We start from the raw sequence: 15,898 nt of genomic DNA, 5'->3' as shown, positions 1-15,898 counted from the left end.
TTATGGATCCCGGCCCAGGTCGGAGCGGTCGCCCGCCTGGCCTTTGTCACCGCGCTCCGGGTGCTGCCGACCTCGGGCTCGGCAGAGCTCGACTCAGCAGAGCTCGACTCGGCGGTCGACTCCCGGGCCACCGGCTCGGCGACGCCGGGCTCATCGGTCCCGGGCTGCGCGGACTCCGGTTCCGCGGGCCCGGGCGTGTCCGCGGGCCCGGGCGTGTCGGGAGCCGACGCCACGGCGGCGGTCGAACCCGCGGGTACACCGACGGACCCGGTCGCACCGACATCCGGCATCGCCGGACCGAGGGCGGTCGCACCGGCCGGGTCCGGCACCGCGGCAGCGGGCGTCATCAGTCCGGCGATGGCACGACGGGCCCTGGTCCGTTTCGGCTTCGCAGCGACGTCCGGCGATACGACGTCCCGCGACACCTCCTCGGCGGGAGGGGCATCCTCGGCGGGAGGGGCGACCGCCACCTCGGTCACCTCACGCACCGCGCGGCGGCTGCGTGCCACCCGGGCGCGCCGCGCCGGCACCGGTCCGGTGGCCTCCGCCGTGTCGTGCGGGGCCGGGATGACAGTGACGGATTCGACGGTGGCGGGTTTATCGACCGGAACTGGTTCGCCGACCGGGGTGGTCGAGGGCGCGTCGCCGGAGGTCTCGTCTGGAAGGGGCCCGCCCGGGACCTGGGCGACGGCCGGGTCCGGAACCGGATTCCCGGCTGGCGCCACATCGGTCACGCTCGGCCCGGCGGTGACATGCTCATCGACGGGTGGGCCTGCCGCTCGTCCCGCGGCCCTGCGCCTACGCGCTGCCGGTCGGGTGGGCTCAGATTCAGTCTGGATAGTCAGATCGTCGTCGGGCACGGGTTAAGAAGCCTCTCGGGCTCCCGGGCGCGCTGCTCATGCAGTCGCGACCGCGCAGAAGCCGCTGTCTCGGTCCGGCGCGGGTACCGCCGGGAATCCTGCGACGCCCTGCAACACGCTGAGGTTCAACCCACCAGCCGGCCAGCGCCGTTGCGGTCCTGCGCCAGCGGGTCCGCCACAGTGCCGTCCTCGCGCAGTCGGCCCTGTTCGAGCCGGGTGGGCTCGGGCGGCACCGACGAGCGCAGGCCGGCTACCACGCCTAGGGCGGTCAGCACGTCGTCTGGTCGTACAGCGGGCGTCGTGTGCCGCACGACCATCTCTAGTATCGCACACGTGTCGTTCTCTGCGCGGCAAACGGCGGAGACCACTGCCGCGCGCACATCGAACCGTCGCCGGCCGTCCTTCGTCGCCCGCTCAACTTCGACCACATCGCGGCGCAACAGCTCCCGCACGGCGGCGGAGACCTCCGGAGCGGAGGCACCCGGCAGCCGTACCGACCACCGCGAGGCGTCGATCCGCTCGGCGAGGCCGCCGCCTTCCGCCCGGCGGCACGCGAGCACGTCCAGCCCCGGCGGAAGAACGGCGTCCAGGCCGACCCGCAGCGCATCCGGATCGACCGAGGCCGCCAGGGCCAGCTCGACGTATTCGGCCTCACTGGCCGCCCCGGTCGGCGCGGCACCCAGCCACGAGATCCGCGGATGCGGACTGAATCCCGCCGAATAAGCCATCGGGACCCCGGCTCGGCGCAACGCGCGCTCGAACGTGCGCGCCACGTCCCGATGTGAGAGGAATCTCAGCCGGCCCCGCTTCGCGAAACGAAGTCGCACCCGTTCGACCACCGGCGGAGGCGGCGGTCCCTCAGGTCGCCGCGCCACTGCCCACCGGAGCCGGGGCGAGCCGCGACGCGGTCGCGGGATCGGGTTGAACGGCTGGCTGCGGTCGCTCGGCCTGCCCGGACCCGGGGCCCTGGAGGTTCGACACCGCAAGCACGGGGAGCAGTCGACGTCCGGTCGGGCCGATCTGGGTGTCGGTGCCCATCGTCGGGCAGACCCCGCAGTCGTAGCAGGGTGTCCAGCGACAGTCATCGAGCTCATTCCCGCTCAGCGCTTCCTGCCAGTCGGCCCACAGCCAGTCCCGGTCGAGGCCCGCGTCGAGGTGATCCCAGGCCAGCACCTCGCGTTCGTCACGCTCGCGGGTGGTGAACCAGTCCAGCGACACCCCCAGCGGTCCGAGCTCCGCCGCGCAGGCGGACTCCCAGCGTTCGAACGAGAAGTACTCGTTCCAGCCGTCGAAGCGGCCACCGTCCCGCCAGACCCGTTCGATCACCGCACCCACCCGGCGGTCACCGCGAGCCAGCAGGCCCTCGATGATGCCAGGCCGACCGTCGTGGTAACGGAAACCGATCGCCCGACCCACCTCACGATCGGCGCGCACCGCATCACGGAGCAGCTTCAGCCGAGCGTCGGTCACCTCGTGCGGTGCCTGCCCCACCCACTGAAACGGGGTGTGCGGCTTGGGCACGAACCCGCCGATCGACACGGTGCAGCGGATGTCGCGCTGCCCGCTGACCCGCCGACCGGCCCGGATGACCTCCCGGGCGAGGTCGGCGATCTCCAGCACGTCTTCGTCGGTCTCGGTCGGCAGGCCGCACATGAAATAGAGCTTCACCTGCCGCCAGCCGTGAGCGTAAGCGGTGCTGACGGTGCGGACCAGGTCCTCGGCACTGACCATCTTGTTGATGACCCGGCGCAGCCGCTCGGAACCGCCCTCAGGGGCGAAGGTCAGCCCGCTACGCCGGCCGTTACGGGAGAACTCGTTCGCGAGCGTGACGTTGAAGGCGTCCACCCGGGTGGACGGCAGGCTCAACGAGACGTTGGTGCCCTCGTACCGGTCGGCGAGACCGGTGGCGATCTCGCCGATCTCGGTGTGGTCCGCGCTCGACAACGACAGCAAGCCGACCTCGGAGAATCCCGTCGCGCGCAGCCCCGCGTCGACCATCGCACCGATGGTGGCGATGTTACGCTCACGCACCGGACGGGTGATCATCCCGGCCTGGCAGAACCGGCAGCCCCGGGTGCAGCCGCGGAAGATCTCCACGCTCATCCGCTCGTGCACCGTCTCGGCGAGCGGGACCAGCGGAGCCTTCGGATACGGCCAGGAGTCGAGATCGGACAGCGTGTGCTTGCTCGGCCGGACCGGCACGTCGTCCCGGTTGCGGGTGACCGACCGAATACGGCCGTCGGGCCGGTAGGAGACGTCGTAGAACGCCGGCACGTACACCAGGCGCCGACGGGCCAGCCGGCGCAACAGCTCGCCCCGGCCACCGGGACTCCCGGCCGCCTTCCAGGCGCGAACCACGTCGGTGATGCCCAGCACGGCCTGCTCGCCGTCGCCGAGCACGACGGCGTCGACGAACGTGGCGATCGGCTCGGGATTGAAGGCGGCATGCCCCCCCGCGATGACCAGCGGATCAGCGTCGGTGCGCTCGGCCGCGTGCAACGAGATCCCGGCAAGATCGAGTGCCGTCAGCAGGTTGGTATACCCGAGCTCGGTGGCGAAACTGACGCCCAACAGGTCGAAATCGCCCACCGCGCGGTGGGCGTCCACCGTGAACTGCGGCAGCCCGTGCTCGCGCAGCAACGCTTCCAGGTCCGGCCACACCGAGTAGGTGCGCTCGGCGAGCACATCCGGCTGCTCGTTGAGAATCTCGTACAGAATCTGCAGCCCCTGGTTGGGCAGGCCGATCTCGTAGGCGTCCGGATACATCAGGCACCAGCGGACGGCAGCGGAGTCCCAGGGTTTGACCGTGGAGTTGCCCTCGCCCCCAACGTACTGCACGGGCCTTCGCACCCGCGGGAGCAGCGGCTCCAGGCGAGCGAACAGCGACTGTCCGGACATGCATGCGAGCCTACGGCACGCGCCAGGTCCACCTCGACGCTCGGCCGGCCAGAGAAACGCGGCCGGGCGGGCTCAGGAGGCATACGGGTCCGATCGGGATCGCAGCCGCACGTTCTGCAGGAGCCCGACAGCGATCATGTTTGCGAACATCGACGAACCGCCGTAAGAGAGAAAAGGCAACGGCAGGCCGGTGACCGGCATGATGCCCAGGCACATGCCGATGTTGACGAACGCCTGGAAGGTGAACCAGGAGACGACCCCGGTGGCGACGAGCGTGCCGAAGGAGTCCTGCGAGCCGAAGCCGATTGACAGGGCCCGCCACAGAACCACGCCGAGCAGCACGATGATTCCGCCAGCCCCGAGGTATCCCAGCTCCTCCCCCGCGACACTGAACACGAAGTCCGTCTGCTGCTCGGGGACGAACTGGCCCTGGGTCTGCTGGCCGTGCAGCAGGCCCCGTCCGGAGATTCCGCCGTTGGCGATCGCGATCATCGCCTGGTCGACGTTGTAGCCCGTGCCGGACGATGCCTTGTTCTCGGAGACGAACGAGGTCAGCCGGGCCTCCTGATACGGCTTCAGGAGGTGGAACTGGAGGATCGCGCCGCCGAGCAGCACACCGCAGAGGATCAGCCCCAGCACCCATCGGCGCGGCGCGCCGCTGACCGCCAGCATGCCGAGGGTGGTGAAGACCAGAACCATGACGGTACCGAAGTCCGGCTGCAACATGATCAAGCCGGTCGGGACCACGGTGAGCCCGAGCACGAGCAGCACGTCACCGTGGCCGGGGGCGCCGCGCCGGACTCCCGTGTGCCGGTCCTCGTGTTTCTCACCGAAGATCATCGCCACGCCGACCACGAGCGCCACCTTGGCGAACTCGGACGGCTGCAGCTGGAAGCCGGCAGGCAGCACAATCCACGAGTGCGCGCCGTTGATCGTCGAACCGAACGGGAGTACCGCGACGAGCCCGACGAGCGAGCCGAGATAGACGAAGGGCGCGTAGGCCCGCACCGCCCGGTAGTCGATGACGGTCGCAACCGCGCCGAGCACCAGCCCGATGGCCAGGTTCAGCAGGTGCCGATCGAGGAAGGTGTTGGGATCACTGCCCGCCTCGCTGAGCCGCTGGCGGGTCGCCGACCAGACCAGCAGAGCACCGAGAACGGACAACGCGATGACGCAGAGCTGCAGCGGCCAGTCGAGCCGGCGCAGCGGCGAGTGGGGTCCGGAAGCCCTCTCCCGCAGGTGCCCGATCCGCCCCCGGATGGGCACCGGAGACGATCGAAGTGCGGTGGGTCCCGCTTCGTCTACCACTGCGCCTCCCGCCACCACCGTCACGCCGACGCGACATTCACATCCTGGGCTCCCACCTCATCCCGAGGCCCCGCCCTCACGGCACAAGGTGGCCGTCAGGGTGGTGCCCGGCCCGTCGCCGTCGCGCCCGCGCCGCTGGTACCGGACAGGGGGCCGGCCAGGACCGGCGCCGATCCGGCCGGCGATGTCGGCGTCGCGGGGGCGGGCTGCGGTGACGACGCCGCGATCGTCCCGTCCCGGTTGAGCTTCGGCGGCTCGGCCGGCGGTTTCCCACCCGGCATCGCCGCCGGCCGGCCGACACCGTAGATCGCCTGGTAGATCTGCTTGGCCACCGGAGCCGCGAACTCCGCGCCGGTCCCGGAGTCCGGGATGGTGACCACGACGGCGAACTGGGGGTCGTTCGCCGGCGCGAAGGAGGCGAACCAGGAGGTGTCCCCCTTGCCCTCGACCTCGGCGGTTCCGGTCTTTGCCGCGATCGGGACGACGTCGCTCGGCCAGTCCGCGAAGACGCCGGTGGCGGTGCCCCCGCCCTCCGTCGTCACCCCCCGCAGGCTGTCCCGGATGTAAGCAAGGTTCTCCGGTGAGACCGGCAGCGTCCCGGCCCGGCGCGGCGCGAAGGTCCTGACGACCTTGCCGTCCGGAGACACGGTGGCCTTGGCGAGGGTGGGCTTGTACAGGGTGCCGCCGTTGGCGATGGCCGCATAGGCGACGGCGAGCTGCAGCGGGCTCAGCGACAGGTACTGGCCCTGGCCGATCGCGAACTGGGCAGCGGCACCGGCGTTGTACAGATAGCCGTCGACGCACGCCTCGGCGGCGTACTTGCGGTACCGCTCGGCCTTGGCCGGGTCGGGTTCCTCCGGGTAGCCGTTCTTGGCCCGCCGGCAGTAGGAGTCCTTGAGCTCCGCCCAGATCGCCTTGGCGCCGGCGCGGTCGACGACGAAGCCCCGCGTCTCGCCGGGCAGGTCCAGCCCGGTGGTCCGGCCCAAGCCCATCGCCTGGGCCATCCTGACAAAGTACTCTTTCGGGGCGGAGTAGGGCCCACGGCCGTTGCGCAGCCCGCCGTCCGCGAGCCAGGCGTCGTAGGCGAACTTGTCGAAGATGACGTCACAGGAGATGACCAGCGCCTGGTGCAGGGTGATCGGACCGGCCGACTGGCCGTCGAAGTTGTGGAAGACCTGGTCACCGATCTGCAGACTGGGCGCGCAGTCGTAGAGGTCGTTCCCCTTGGCGCCCAGGTTCTGCAAGGCGACGGCGGCGGAGATGGCCTTGAAGGTGGAGCCGGCCGCCCCCGACCCCTGGTAGGCCCGCGAGAGCAGCGGGATGCCGTTCGCGGGATCGGACAGCGCCCGGTAGTCGTTCTCCGAGACCCCGCCGACGAAGACCGACGGGTCGTAGGACGGCAGGCTCGCCATCGCGACCACCCCGCCGGTGCGCACGTCCAGCACGACCGCGGAAGCGGTGCGCGGGCCGCCCCCGAGCTTGTTGATCGTGTCCGTCAGCGCCTGCTCGACCGCCTGCTGCACGTCGAGGTCAAGGTTGAGCACCAGGTGGTCACCGCTGAGCGGCGCGGTGGTCGACGCGGTACCGGCCACCCGGCCGAACCGGTCCACCTCCAGGCGTTCCACCCCGTCGGTGCCGCGCAGCTCGTCGTCATAGGTGCTCTCCAGGCCGGCAACGCCGATCAGGCTGTTGAGGTGGTAGCCCTTCTCATCCCCCTGCTTGTCGAGCTGGTCCTGACTGACCGGCGCGAGATAGCCCAGCTCGTGCGCGGCCAGCGCGCCATGCGGGTACTCGCGGACGGCCTGCAGGTCGGCGGAGACGCCGGGGAAGCGGTCGGGATGTTCGATGACGGCGAGGGCCTGCTGCGGGCTGACGTCCTTGGCGACCGGTACCGGCTGGTAGGGCGATCCGTTCCAGCAGGGCGGCTTCACCTGGGCGCTACAGAACCGGATCCGCCGGGCGAGCTCGTCCACGGGGGTGCCGATCACCGCGGCGAGGCGGGCGAGGACGGCCCGGCCCTGGTCGGCCTGCCGATCCGTGGTCGACCGGTTCACCGAGATGACCAGCGACGTACGGTTGCGGACGAGGGCCTGCCCCTTATCGTCAAGGATCATCCCCCGGGTCGCGGGCGTCACCACCTCGCGGACCCGGTTGGTCTCGGCGACCCGGCGGTACCGGTCACCGTCCAGGATCTGGAGTACCCACAGCCGCGCGCCGAGTGTGATGAGCAGGGAGACGACCAGCACGCGCAGCAGCAGGACGCGGACCCGCACCCGGTCGTTCATCGCGACTCCCGCCGCCGACCGCCGGCCAGCCGCCGGGAGCCCGCGAGCAGCAACGGGAACAGGAACGGGGTGAGCAGGAGGGCGTAGACGCCGGCCGCCAACGCCCGCAGCACAGCCTGACCTCCCGTCAACGCCGCCTCACCGAGGATCGAGGTGGTGGCGGCGTACCCGAGAGTGCCCAGCACACTCGCCCCACCGATCGCCGCCAGGGGAACCACCACCGACCGCTCCGCCGCATCCATCGCCAGTCCGACAGCGTAACCGATCAGACACAAAACGAGAGCAGTCTGACCGAGAACATGGGTGGAGGACAGATCGGCCAGCAATCCCGCCACGAAGCCGGCGACCGCGCCGAGCAGCGGCCCCTCGATCAGCGCGATCGCCGCCAACAGGACGAGCATGAGGTCGAGCCGGCCGCCGGGCAGGCCCAACCGGGCAATCACGGAGACCTGGAGGATCAGGGCGACGGTCAGGAGCACGACCGCGGCCACGACGGCGCGCCCGCGCAGGGTCTCCTCAGGGCCGGCGGTGCCCCACATCACGCTCAACCCGCTCCGCCCCGGACACCGGATGCCGCCCCGGCCGGTGATCCCCCCACCGGCGACCCGGCAGTGGGGGACGGCGGGGCCGGCGGGACAGGCGCAGCCGGCTCGGTCGGCACCGGCCTGGGCTTCAGTACCCGGTCGCCGGGGTCAGCCGGTGGCTTGCCAACCACCACTCCGACCAGGTCCAGAGTGCCGACCGACGCGTACGGTCTGACCTCGGCGGTCCGCGACAGACCATCGACGTCGGTGACCTTGGTGACTGCACCGATCGGGACGCCGGCGACGTAGTCGAGGCTGCCAAAGGTGACCAGCCGATCGCCCTTCTGCACCCGGTACGAGGCGTCGTACAGCGTGAAGGTCAACGTGCTTGGTCCCTGCCCACCGACCACGGCACCGAGCAGCTGGGTGCGTTCGAGCCGGGCTCCGATGTGACTGCCCGGGTCGCAGGCCAGCCGGACGATTGCGGTGTGCTCGGTCACGCCGGACACCGTGCCGACCAGCCCGTCGGCATTGAGCACGGTCTTGTCGACCACGATGCCGTCGGCCCTGCCGGCGTTGATGGTGACGGTCCAGTCCGTCCCCGTCACGTCACCGACCGCAATCACCTTTGCCGGCACGACGGTGTACTGGCCCTTATCTGCCAGCAAACGAAGATCTGCGAGTTCGGTCGACATCCGGCCGATCTCGGCGTCGTCGGCGATCTGGCGGCGCAGGCGGGCGTTCTCCTCCGCGAGTCGGTCCGCCCGGTCGTGATAGCGGTTCGGGTGCGTCAGGGAGGAGACGGTCCGGCCGATCGGGCGGGTGACCGTCGTAACGCCGTTCTCGACCCCCCCGAAGATCGAGTGCAGGACCCCGTGTGCTCCGGTGGCCGATCTCCCGGTCCGGTAGTCCAGGGTGATCAGGGTGAAGGCGACGATGAGCAGGGCGACGATCACCAGGCGGGATCGCCTCGTGCCACGGCCCACAACACCCTCCGAACACACTCTTGCGCGATCCGGTGCCACGCGGCGACGGCCACGCGGCACCAGGCGCCGCTCCGGCTATTCCAATGGGAAAGGATCGGTCCAATGGGAAGGGATCGGCAAGGGCCCTGCGCAACCGCCTAGCGCCGCGGCTCGGAGATCAGTACCTGCTGTAGGGCCTCGAACTCCTCCACGCACTTGCCCGACCCCATTGCAACCGAATGCAGCGGATTCTCCGCGATGTGGATCGGCATGCCGGTCTCCTGCCGCAGCCGCTCGTCGAGACCGCGCAGCAGCGCCCCGCCGCCGGTGAGGACGATGCCGCGGTCCATGATGTCGCCGGAGAGCTCCGGCGGGCAGCGGTCGAGGGTCACCTTCACCGCGTCGATGACCGCGTTGACTGGATCCTCGATCGCCTTGCGGATCTCCTCCGCCGTCACCACGATCGTCTTCGGCAGTCCAGTGATCAGGTCGCGCCCACGGATCTCGGCGCTGGGCTCGTCGGGAACCTTGTGCGCCGACCCGATCGCCATCTTAATCTCCTCGGCGGTGCGTTCGCCGAGCATCAGCGAGTACTCCTTCTTGACGTAGGAGATGATCGCGACGTCGAGTTCGTCCCCGGCGGTGCGGATCGACTGGCTGGTGACGATGCCGCCCAGTGAGATCACGGCGACCTCGGTGGTGCCCCCACCGATGTCCACGACCATGTTGCCGGTCGGCTCGTGCACCGGCAGACCAGCGCCGATCGCCGCGGCCATCGGCTCCTCAATGATGTAGACTTTTCGGGCGCCGGCCTGGTAGCCGGCGTCCTTCACGGCCCGCTGTTCCACTCCCGTGATGCCGGAGGGCACGCACACGACCAGCCTGGGCTTGGCGAAATGGCGCCGCCGGTGCACCTTCTGGATGAAGTAGCGCAGCATCCGCTCGGTCGTCTCGAAGTCGGCGATGACGCCGTCCTTCAGCGGCCGCACGGCCACCACGTTGCCGGGCGTCCGGCCGATCATCCGCTTGGCATCGGTTCCGACGGCGAGAATGCCCGAGGTGGTGGTGTTGATCGCGACCACGCTCGGTTCGTTGAGGACGATCCCGCGGCCACGCACGTACACCAGCGTGTTGGCGGTACCGAGGTCGACGGCCATGTCACGACCGAGGAACGACAGCGAACTGGACATCGTCGGGTACCGACCTTCCCGGGGGATGCGGTCCTGGCCGCCTCCGGCGTGACCGACAGGCACGGCCTACCGAGGAGCCGGAGAAGCGCGTGGAACACGTACAGAGTTCGTAGATCGAACAGGACGACCCAGGCGCCCACCGGGGATTCGACCACGGCCACCGACCACGACCCTGTCGGTTACCGCGACCCACCGGACACGCTCCGGGCAAGTACTTGAAGGGTAGACCGACACCGGGCCCCTCGCCGCCCCGGTCGGTGATGGGCCGGTTTCGTGTCACCCTTGGGCCGGAACCGCCCTGCGCACACCCACGAATCATGAGGGCGACACGCCTACGGTCCCGGCCAGGCCCTGAGAGGCCACCCGAAATCCGACCGGCGGCGTCTCGGGGCATCTCGGGACGTCTCGGGAACGCCCCGGTCGGTGTGAACGGCTACGCGGTCAGCTCAGGCCCGGGAAGAAGAGGTCGATCTCCCGCTTGGCGGACTCCGGCGAGTCCGAGCCGTGCACGAGGTTCTGGCCAATCTCCAGCGCGTAGTCCCCACGCAGCGAGCCGGGCGCGGCCTTGACCGGATCGGTCGCGCCGATCAGCCCACGCGACGCCTCCACCGCACGCGGCCCCTCGGCCACGAGGGCCACCAGCGGCCCGGAGGTGATGAAGTCGACCAGTTCACCGAAGAACGGCTTGCTGGCGTGCTCGCCATAGTGCGTCTCGGCGACGGACCGCTCCAGCGTGCGCAGTTCGAGCGCCACCAGAGTGAGCCCCTTGCGCTCGAGCCGGCCGACGATCTCACCGACGAGGCCACGGCTGACGCCATCGGGCTTGACCAGGATGAGGGTGCGCTCGACGGACACGGTACTCCTTCTCGATCATCGACTTCGTCGTCCTTGACGAGGGACCCAAGGATCCCCCGTCAACTTACAGGGTGCCCACGCCCGCACCGTGACGGGACCGCGGCGTCCCGGAAACACCCTGCAACCGCATCAGGAACGCGTCGGGAACATGTCGGGAAACCCAGGAGGACGTGTCACGGGCGCAGCAACGCCCGGGCCCGACCCACGACAGATGCCGAACCAGTGATCACCACGCCGGCGCCCCCCAGATCGGCGTCCTCCTCGGCGAGGCGCACCCCGGCGTCGATCGCGTCGTCCAACCGGGGTACGACCTCCACCCGGTCGGCACCGAAGACACCCACGGCGACCGCGGCGAGACCGTCGACCGGCAGCGATCCGGGCCCGGCACCGGCGGTGACCACCACCGTGTTCAGGACCGGCTCCAGGACGGCCAGGAGCTCCGCCGCATCCCGCCCGCCACCACCGTCCCGAGCGGCGGCACCGTCCCGAGCCGCGGCGCCCTCGACCTCGCGCTCGATGGCGATGACCCCGACGAGGACGTCGAAGGTGAACGCCTCGTCGAGCGCCGCGGCCAGCGCGCCCGCCGCCACGGGCGAGTCGGCCACGTCAAGAATGATCGTCGGGGACCGGCGGACGACCTCCAGCCGGCCCCGGGAGTCCACCTCGGCGAAACCGGCGCGGACCGCATCGACGTCGAGCTGGTTGCGCCCGCCGCCGAGGAACGCCTCGACCGCGGCCAGCGCGACCGCTGCGTTGTGGGCCTGATGCGCGCCGTGCAGTGGCAGGAAGATCTCCTCGTAGGTGCCGCCCAGCCCCTTCAGTGTGATCATCTGCCCCCCGACAGCCACCTGCCGGCCGAGTACGCCGAACTCCAGCCCCTCCCGGGCGACCGTCGCCCCGGTCTCGGCGGCGCGCCGCAGCAGCGCCTGCGCGGCGGGCAGGACCTGCTGGGCCAGCACGACCAGGGTATCGGCGCGGATGACCCCCGCCGTCCGCGCGGTGATCCGGTCCAGGCCCGCCGCCGGCTCCCGCTCGCCCACCGCCACGGGGGTGACGACCGACACCGGCGCGTCGAGCAGTGCGCTCAGCTCGCCGGCGTCGTCCCAGCCGGACTCAATCACGGCGAGGTCGGCGGGAGCGTCGGCGAAGGCGGCGAAGACCACGGCGGCAAGCAGCTCGAAGGCGCTCAGCCGGCCGTCGTCCTCGATCAGCGGCAGGTACGGCGCGATATCGGCGTAGGCGCGGCCGAGGACGTCGGGATCGATCGTGGCGCCGGCCAGCCCCACCCGCTGCTCGGCCCCAAACCAGCCCGGCGAACTCAACGATCCCGCGCGGATGCCGAACGAGTGCAGCAGCGCGGTAATCGCCGACACCGTGGAGCTCTTCCCCACCGAGCCGGTCACCACGATGCTCGGAAGGGCCCGCTGCGGCTGGCCGAGCAGATCCAGCAGACGGCTCAGCCGGTCGAAGCCCGGCCGGGCGCGGACCTCGCGGCGCCGGGAGCACTCGGCCGCGAACGCGTGTGGGCCCTCCCGCTCGTGATCAGGAGCATGGGTGGTTCCGGTGGTCCCGGCGGCGCCTGTCACATCCCCGATGGTACGGGTCCACCGGGTTCACTCCCGCCCACGCAAGTGCCCGCGCAGGTGCCCGCGCTCCCCCGCAGAGGACGCGTCCGGCGCACCTGCCCGCAGACTCCCGCGGACTACTGTCGACCCCAGGTCGAAGGAGGGCGAAACCAGCCGGTGAAGTGGAACCAGCCTGTGAAGTGGACGTACGAGTCGGCGTGGGCCGCCCTGAACAACACGGTGGATCTCGAGAAGCAGACGATGCCGGCGGGTCGGCCGGTGCCGAGCCTCGACCGGATGCGGGAGCTGGCGGGCCGGCTCGGGGATCCGCACCGGGCGGTTCCGCTGATCCATCTGACCGGCACGAACGGCAAGACCTCGACGGCGCGGATCATCTCGGCGCTGCTGGGCGCGGCGGGGCTGCGGGTGGGGCTGTACACCAGTCCGCATCTGGAGCGGGTGAACGAGCGCCTGGTCGTCGACGGCCGACCGATCGGCGACGAGGAGTTCGGACGCTGCGTGGGCACCGTCCTGGACGCGGCCGCCCCGATGAGCGGACGGCCCACCTTCTTCGAGCTGCTGACGGCCACCGCCTTCCGATGGTTCGCCGACCTGGCCGTCGACGTCGCCGTGGTCGAGGTGGGCCTGCTCGGCCGCTGGGACGCCACGAACATCGCCGACGGGCGGGTCGCGGTCGTCACCAGCATCGGCGCGGATCATCTGGACTACGCCGGGAGTATGGCGGGCGTGGCCCGCGAGAAGGCCGGGATCGTCAAGCCCGGCAGTCACCTGGTGCTCGGCGAGGTGGACCCCCGCTTCTACGACATCTTCGCCCGGACCCCGGCCACGGATATCCTGCGGCTGGGCCGGGACTTCGCCGCGGTCGCCGGCCACCCGGACGCGGCGGGTCGACGGGGCGGTTTCCGCACCCCGCAGGCGCGCTACGACGACGTGCGGCTGTCCCTGCACGGTGCCTATCAGGATGCCAACGCGGCGTGCGCCCTGGCCGCCGTGGAGACCTTCGCCGGTCATCCCCTCCCCGACGCCGTGGTCCGGACCGGTCTCGGGGGCGTCCGGGCGCCGGGACGCCTGGAAATCGTGCGCGCACAGCCGCTGTGCGTGCTTGACGGGGCGCACAACCCGGCAGCGGGCGCGGCGCTCGCCCGGTCCCTGGGTGAGGAGTTCCCCGGGCGGGAGTGGACCATCGTCTACGGGGCGCTGCGCGGTCACGACTACGAGGGGACTCTCGCGGAACTGCGCCACCAACCGATCAGCTCGCTGATCGCCTGCGAACCGGCGTCACCGCGGGCCATCCACGCCGAGCGCCTGGTCTCCGCGGCGCGGGCGCGGGCGATGCCGGCCCACGCCGCCTCCGACGTCGGCTGCGCCGTCCGCCACGCCCTGCGGGACGCGGCGGGGCCGGGTGGGGCGATCCTGGTGACCGGGTCCTTCTACCATCTGGCTGAGGCCCGCCGGACCCTGACCGCGCTGGACCCGACGCACGGGATGCACTGAGTGGGCGCCGGGTGGGCGCCGTCAGGCCGACTTCTCCTGGCGGGGAGGCCGCTTGGACACGACGTCGCGCGGGACCAGCGTCGGATTGACGTGCTCCAGCACGACCTCGCGGGTGACGACGACCCGGGCCACGTCCTTGCGGCTCGGGATGTCGTACATCACCGAGAGCAGGACCTCTTCCATGATCGCTCGCAGCCCGCGGGCACCGGTCCCACGCAGGATCGCCTGGTCCGCGATGGCCTCGAGCGCGTCCGAGGTGAAGTCGAGATCGACGCTGTCCAGCTCGAACAGTCGCTTGTACTGGCGGACGAGGGCGTTCTTCGGCTCGGTGAGGATGCGGATCAGCGCCTCCCGATCCAGGTTGGACACGCTGGTGATCACCGGGAGCCGGCCGATGAACTCCGGAATCATGCCGTACTTCAGCAGGTCCTCGGGCATGATGTCGCCGAAGACGTCGGATCCGTCCGGGTCGTCCTTGCCGTGCAGTACGGCGCGGAACCCCAGCGACTTCTTGCCGATCCTCGACTCGATGATCCGGTCGAGCCCGGCGAACGCCCCGCCCACGATGAACAGCACGTTCGTCGTGTCGATCTGGATGAACTCCTGATGCGGGTGCTTGCGCCCGCCCTGTGGCGGCACGCTGGCCGTGGTGCCTTCGAGGATCTTCAACAGGGCCTGTTGCACGCCCTCACCGGACACGTCCCGCGTGATGCTCGGGTTCTCCGACTTCCGGGCGATCTTGTCGACCTCGTCGATGTAGATAATCCCGGTCTCGGCCTTTTTGACGTCATAGTCGGCGGCCTGAATGAGTTTGAGCAGAATGTTCTCGACGTCTTCCCCGACGTAGCCCGCCTCGGTCAGCGCGGTGGCATCGGCGATGGCAAACGGGACGTTGAGCATTCGCGCGAGAGTCTGGGCGAGCAGCGTCTTGCCGCAGCCCGTCGGCCCGAGCAGCAGGATGTTGCTCTTCGCGAGCTCGACCTCGCCCTTGCTCCCGTCACCGCTGGATCCGCCCGCCTGGACCCGCTTGTAGTGGTTGTAGACCGCGACGGAGAGGGTCTTCTTCGCCGTCTCCTGCCCCACCACGTAACTGTCGAGGAACTCGTAGATCTCGCGTGGCTTGGGCAGTTCGTCCCACTTGAGCTCGGAGGATTCGGACAGCTCCTCCTCGATGATCTCGTTACAGAGATCGATGCACTCGTCGCAGATATAGACGCCAGGGCCGGCGATGAGCTTCTTCACCTGCTTCTGCGACTTACCGCAGAACGAGCACTTGAGCAGGTCACCGCCATCACCGATGCGTGCCACCGAGGACTCAGTCCCTTCGTCCAGACGATGGTGTCGCCTGCATGTCAGGGGCGGTTGACACCGCCCAGTCGTCGCGTGTCTGCCTGCAACCATCCCCGTGGGGACGGTACCCCGCCGAGCCGTCCGGTGAGAGCCCAATCGCTCGGCTCATACCGGTCAGCCTACGGTCACCTTGGCCGTCCTCGCCCGTCCACGCAGTCCCATTAGGCCATCGCGTCACGGACGAAAACTGCTGACCGGGTTTCACCGCGTCGGCGCGTCGGGTGTGGTAGCGGCCGACGGCCGACGACCGCGTGCCGGCCTCGCGAAACGTCACGCCTCGCGAGGCTCCGACCGCGGGGTCGGACCGCCGGCCCGGCACCTCAGCGAGCGGTGGCGAGCCGGGAGGACTTCCGGGTCTTGATGACCTCGTCGATCAGGCCGTACTCCTTGGCCTCGTCGGCGCTGAAGATCTTGTCACGCTCGATGTCCTTGCGGATGTCCTCTTCCTTCTTGCCGGTGTGGACGGCGAGCATCCGCTCCAGCAGGGACCGCATCCGCAGGATCTCCCGCGCCTGGATCTCGATGTCGCTCGACTGGCCCTCGCCCTGCGCCGACGGCTGGTGGATGAGGATCCGGCTGTTCT

12 protein-coding genes and 1 pseudogene are annotated in these 15,898 nt (G+C 70.2%); 1 reads left to right on the top strand and 12 read right to left on the bottom strand.

Annotated features, from left to right (window positions below; genetic code table 11):
• The 10 genes and pseudogenes from AC08OP_RS01405 to AC08OP_RS01360 form a co-directional block, all read right to left on the bottom strand.
• Positions 1–734, bottom strand: a pseudogene (locus tag AC08OP_RS01405) (hypothetical protein); the annotation flags it as partial.
• A gap of 251 nt (positions 735–985) precedes the next feature.
• Positions 986–1,735: a TIGR03936 family radical SAM-associated protein gene (locus AC08OP_RS01400; protein ID WP_476612534.1), complete on the bottom strand. Its 750-nt coding sequence runs from the start codon at positions 1,733–1,735 to the stop codon at positions 986–988.
• Positions 1,719–3,758 carry a TIGR03960 family B12-binding radical SAM protein gene (locus AC08OP_RS01395; RefSeq protein ID WP_476612533.1) on the bottom strand — a complete coding sequence of 680 codons (2,040 nt, stop codon included), beginning with the start codon at positions 3,756–3,758 and terminating at the stop codon, positions 1,719–1,721. The genes AC08OP_RS01400 and AC08OP_RS01395 overlap by 17 nt, the downstream gene beginning before the upstream one ends.
• Before the next feature lie 72 nt (positions 3,759–3,830).
• Positions 3,831–5,066 carry a rod shape-determining protein RodA gene (gene rodA, locus AC08OP_RS01390; protein ID WP_476612532.1) on the bottom strand — a complete coding sequence of 412 codons (1,236 nt, stop codon included), beginning with the start codon at positions 5,064–5,066 and terminating at the stop codon, positions 3,831–3,833.
• A gap of 95 nt (positions 5,067–5,161) precedes the next feature.
• Entirely contained in the window at positions 5,162–7,351 is a 2,190-nt protein-coding gene (gene mrdA / locus AC08OP_RS01385) for a penicillin-binding protein 2 (RefSeq protein ID WP_476612531.1), read from the bottom strand.
• Positions 7,348–7,890 carry a rod shape-determining protein MreD gene (gene mreD, locus AC08OP_RS01380; RefSeq protein WP_476595339.1) on the bottom strand — a complete coding sequence of 181 codons (543 nt, stop codon included), beginning with the start codon at positions 7,888–7,890 and terminating at the stop codon, positions 7,348–7,350. The genes mrdA and mreD overlap by 4 nt, the downstream gene beginning before the upstream one ends.
• A gap of 5 nt (positions 7,891–7,895) precedes the next feature.
• Positions 7,896–8,861, bottom strand: a complete 966-nt coding sequence (mreC, locus tag AC08OP_RS01375; protein WP_476612530.1) for a rod shape-determining protein MreC — start codon at positions 8,859–8,861, stop codon at positions 7,896–7,898.
• Positions 8,862–8,998: 137 nt separating this feature from the next.
• Positions 8,999–10,030: a rod shape-determining protein gene (locus tag AC08OP_RS01370; RefSeq protein ID WP_011435655.1), complete on the bottom strand. Its 1,032-nt coding sequence runs from the start codon at positions 10,028–10,030 to the stop codon at positions 8,999–9,001.
• A gap of 441 nt (positions 10,031–10,471) precedes the next feature.
• Complete coding sequence (gene ndk, locus AC08OP_RS01365) at positions 10,472–10,885, bottom strand: nucleoside-diphosphate kinase (RefSeq protein WP_476612529.1); 414 nt, start codon at positions 10,883–10,885, stop codon at positions 10,472–10,474.
• 173 nt (positions 10,886–11,058) lie between these two features.
• The gene (locus tag AC08OP_RS01360) at positions 11,059–12,471 is read right to left on the bottom strand and encodes a glutamate ligase domain-containing protein (protein WP_476612528.1); all 1,413 of its coding nucleotides are present in this window, start codon (positions 12,469–12,471) and stop codon (positions 11,059–11,061) included.
• A 174-nt stretch (positions 12,472–12,645) separates the two neighbouring features.
• On the opposite strand from AC08OP_RS01360, the gene AC08OP_RS01355 reads away from it, so the two are divergent.
• On the top strand, positions 12,646–13,965 hold the full coding sequence (locus tag AC08OP_RS01355) for a bifunctional folylpolyglutamate synthase/dihydrofolate synthase (protein ID WP_476612527.1): 1,320 nt from the start codon (positions 12,646–12,648) through the stop codon (positions 13,963–13,965).
• A gap of 21 nt (positions 13,966–13,986) precedes the next feature.
• Here AC08OP_RS01355 and clpX read toward each other — a convergent pair whose 3' ends face one another.
• Positions 13,987–15,273: an ATP-dependent Clp protease ATP-binding subunit ClpX gene (clpX, locus tag AC08OP_RS01350; RefSeq protein ID WP_462186098.1), complete on the bottom strand. Its 1,287-nt coding sequence runs from the start codon at positions 15,271–15,273 to the stop codon at positions 13,987–13,989.
• A 362-nt stretch (positions 15,274–15,635) separates the two neighbouring features.
• Positions 15,636–15,898 (bottom strand): ATP-dependent Clp protease proteolytic subunit (locus AC08OP_RS01345; RefSeq protein ID WP_476612526.1); only part of this gene is annotated, 263 nt, incomplete at its 5' end.

Source organism: Frankia sp. CeRuru1 (genome assembly GCF_977966315.1).
Note: the sequence above shows the minus strand (reverse complement) of the source record. Positions and strands in the feature narration are given on the sequence as shown.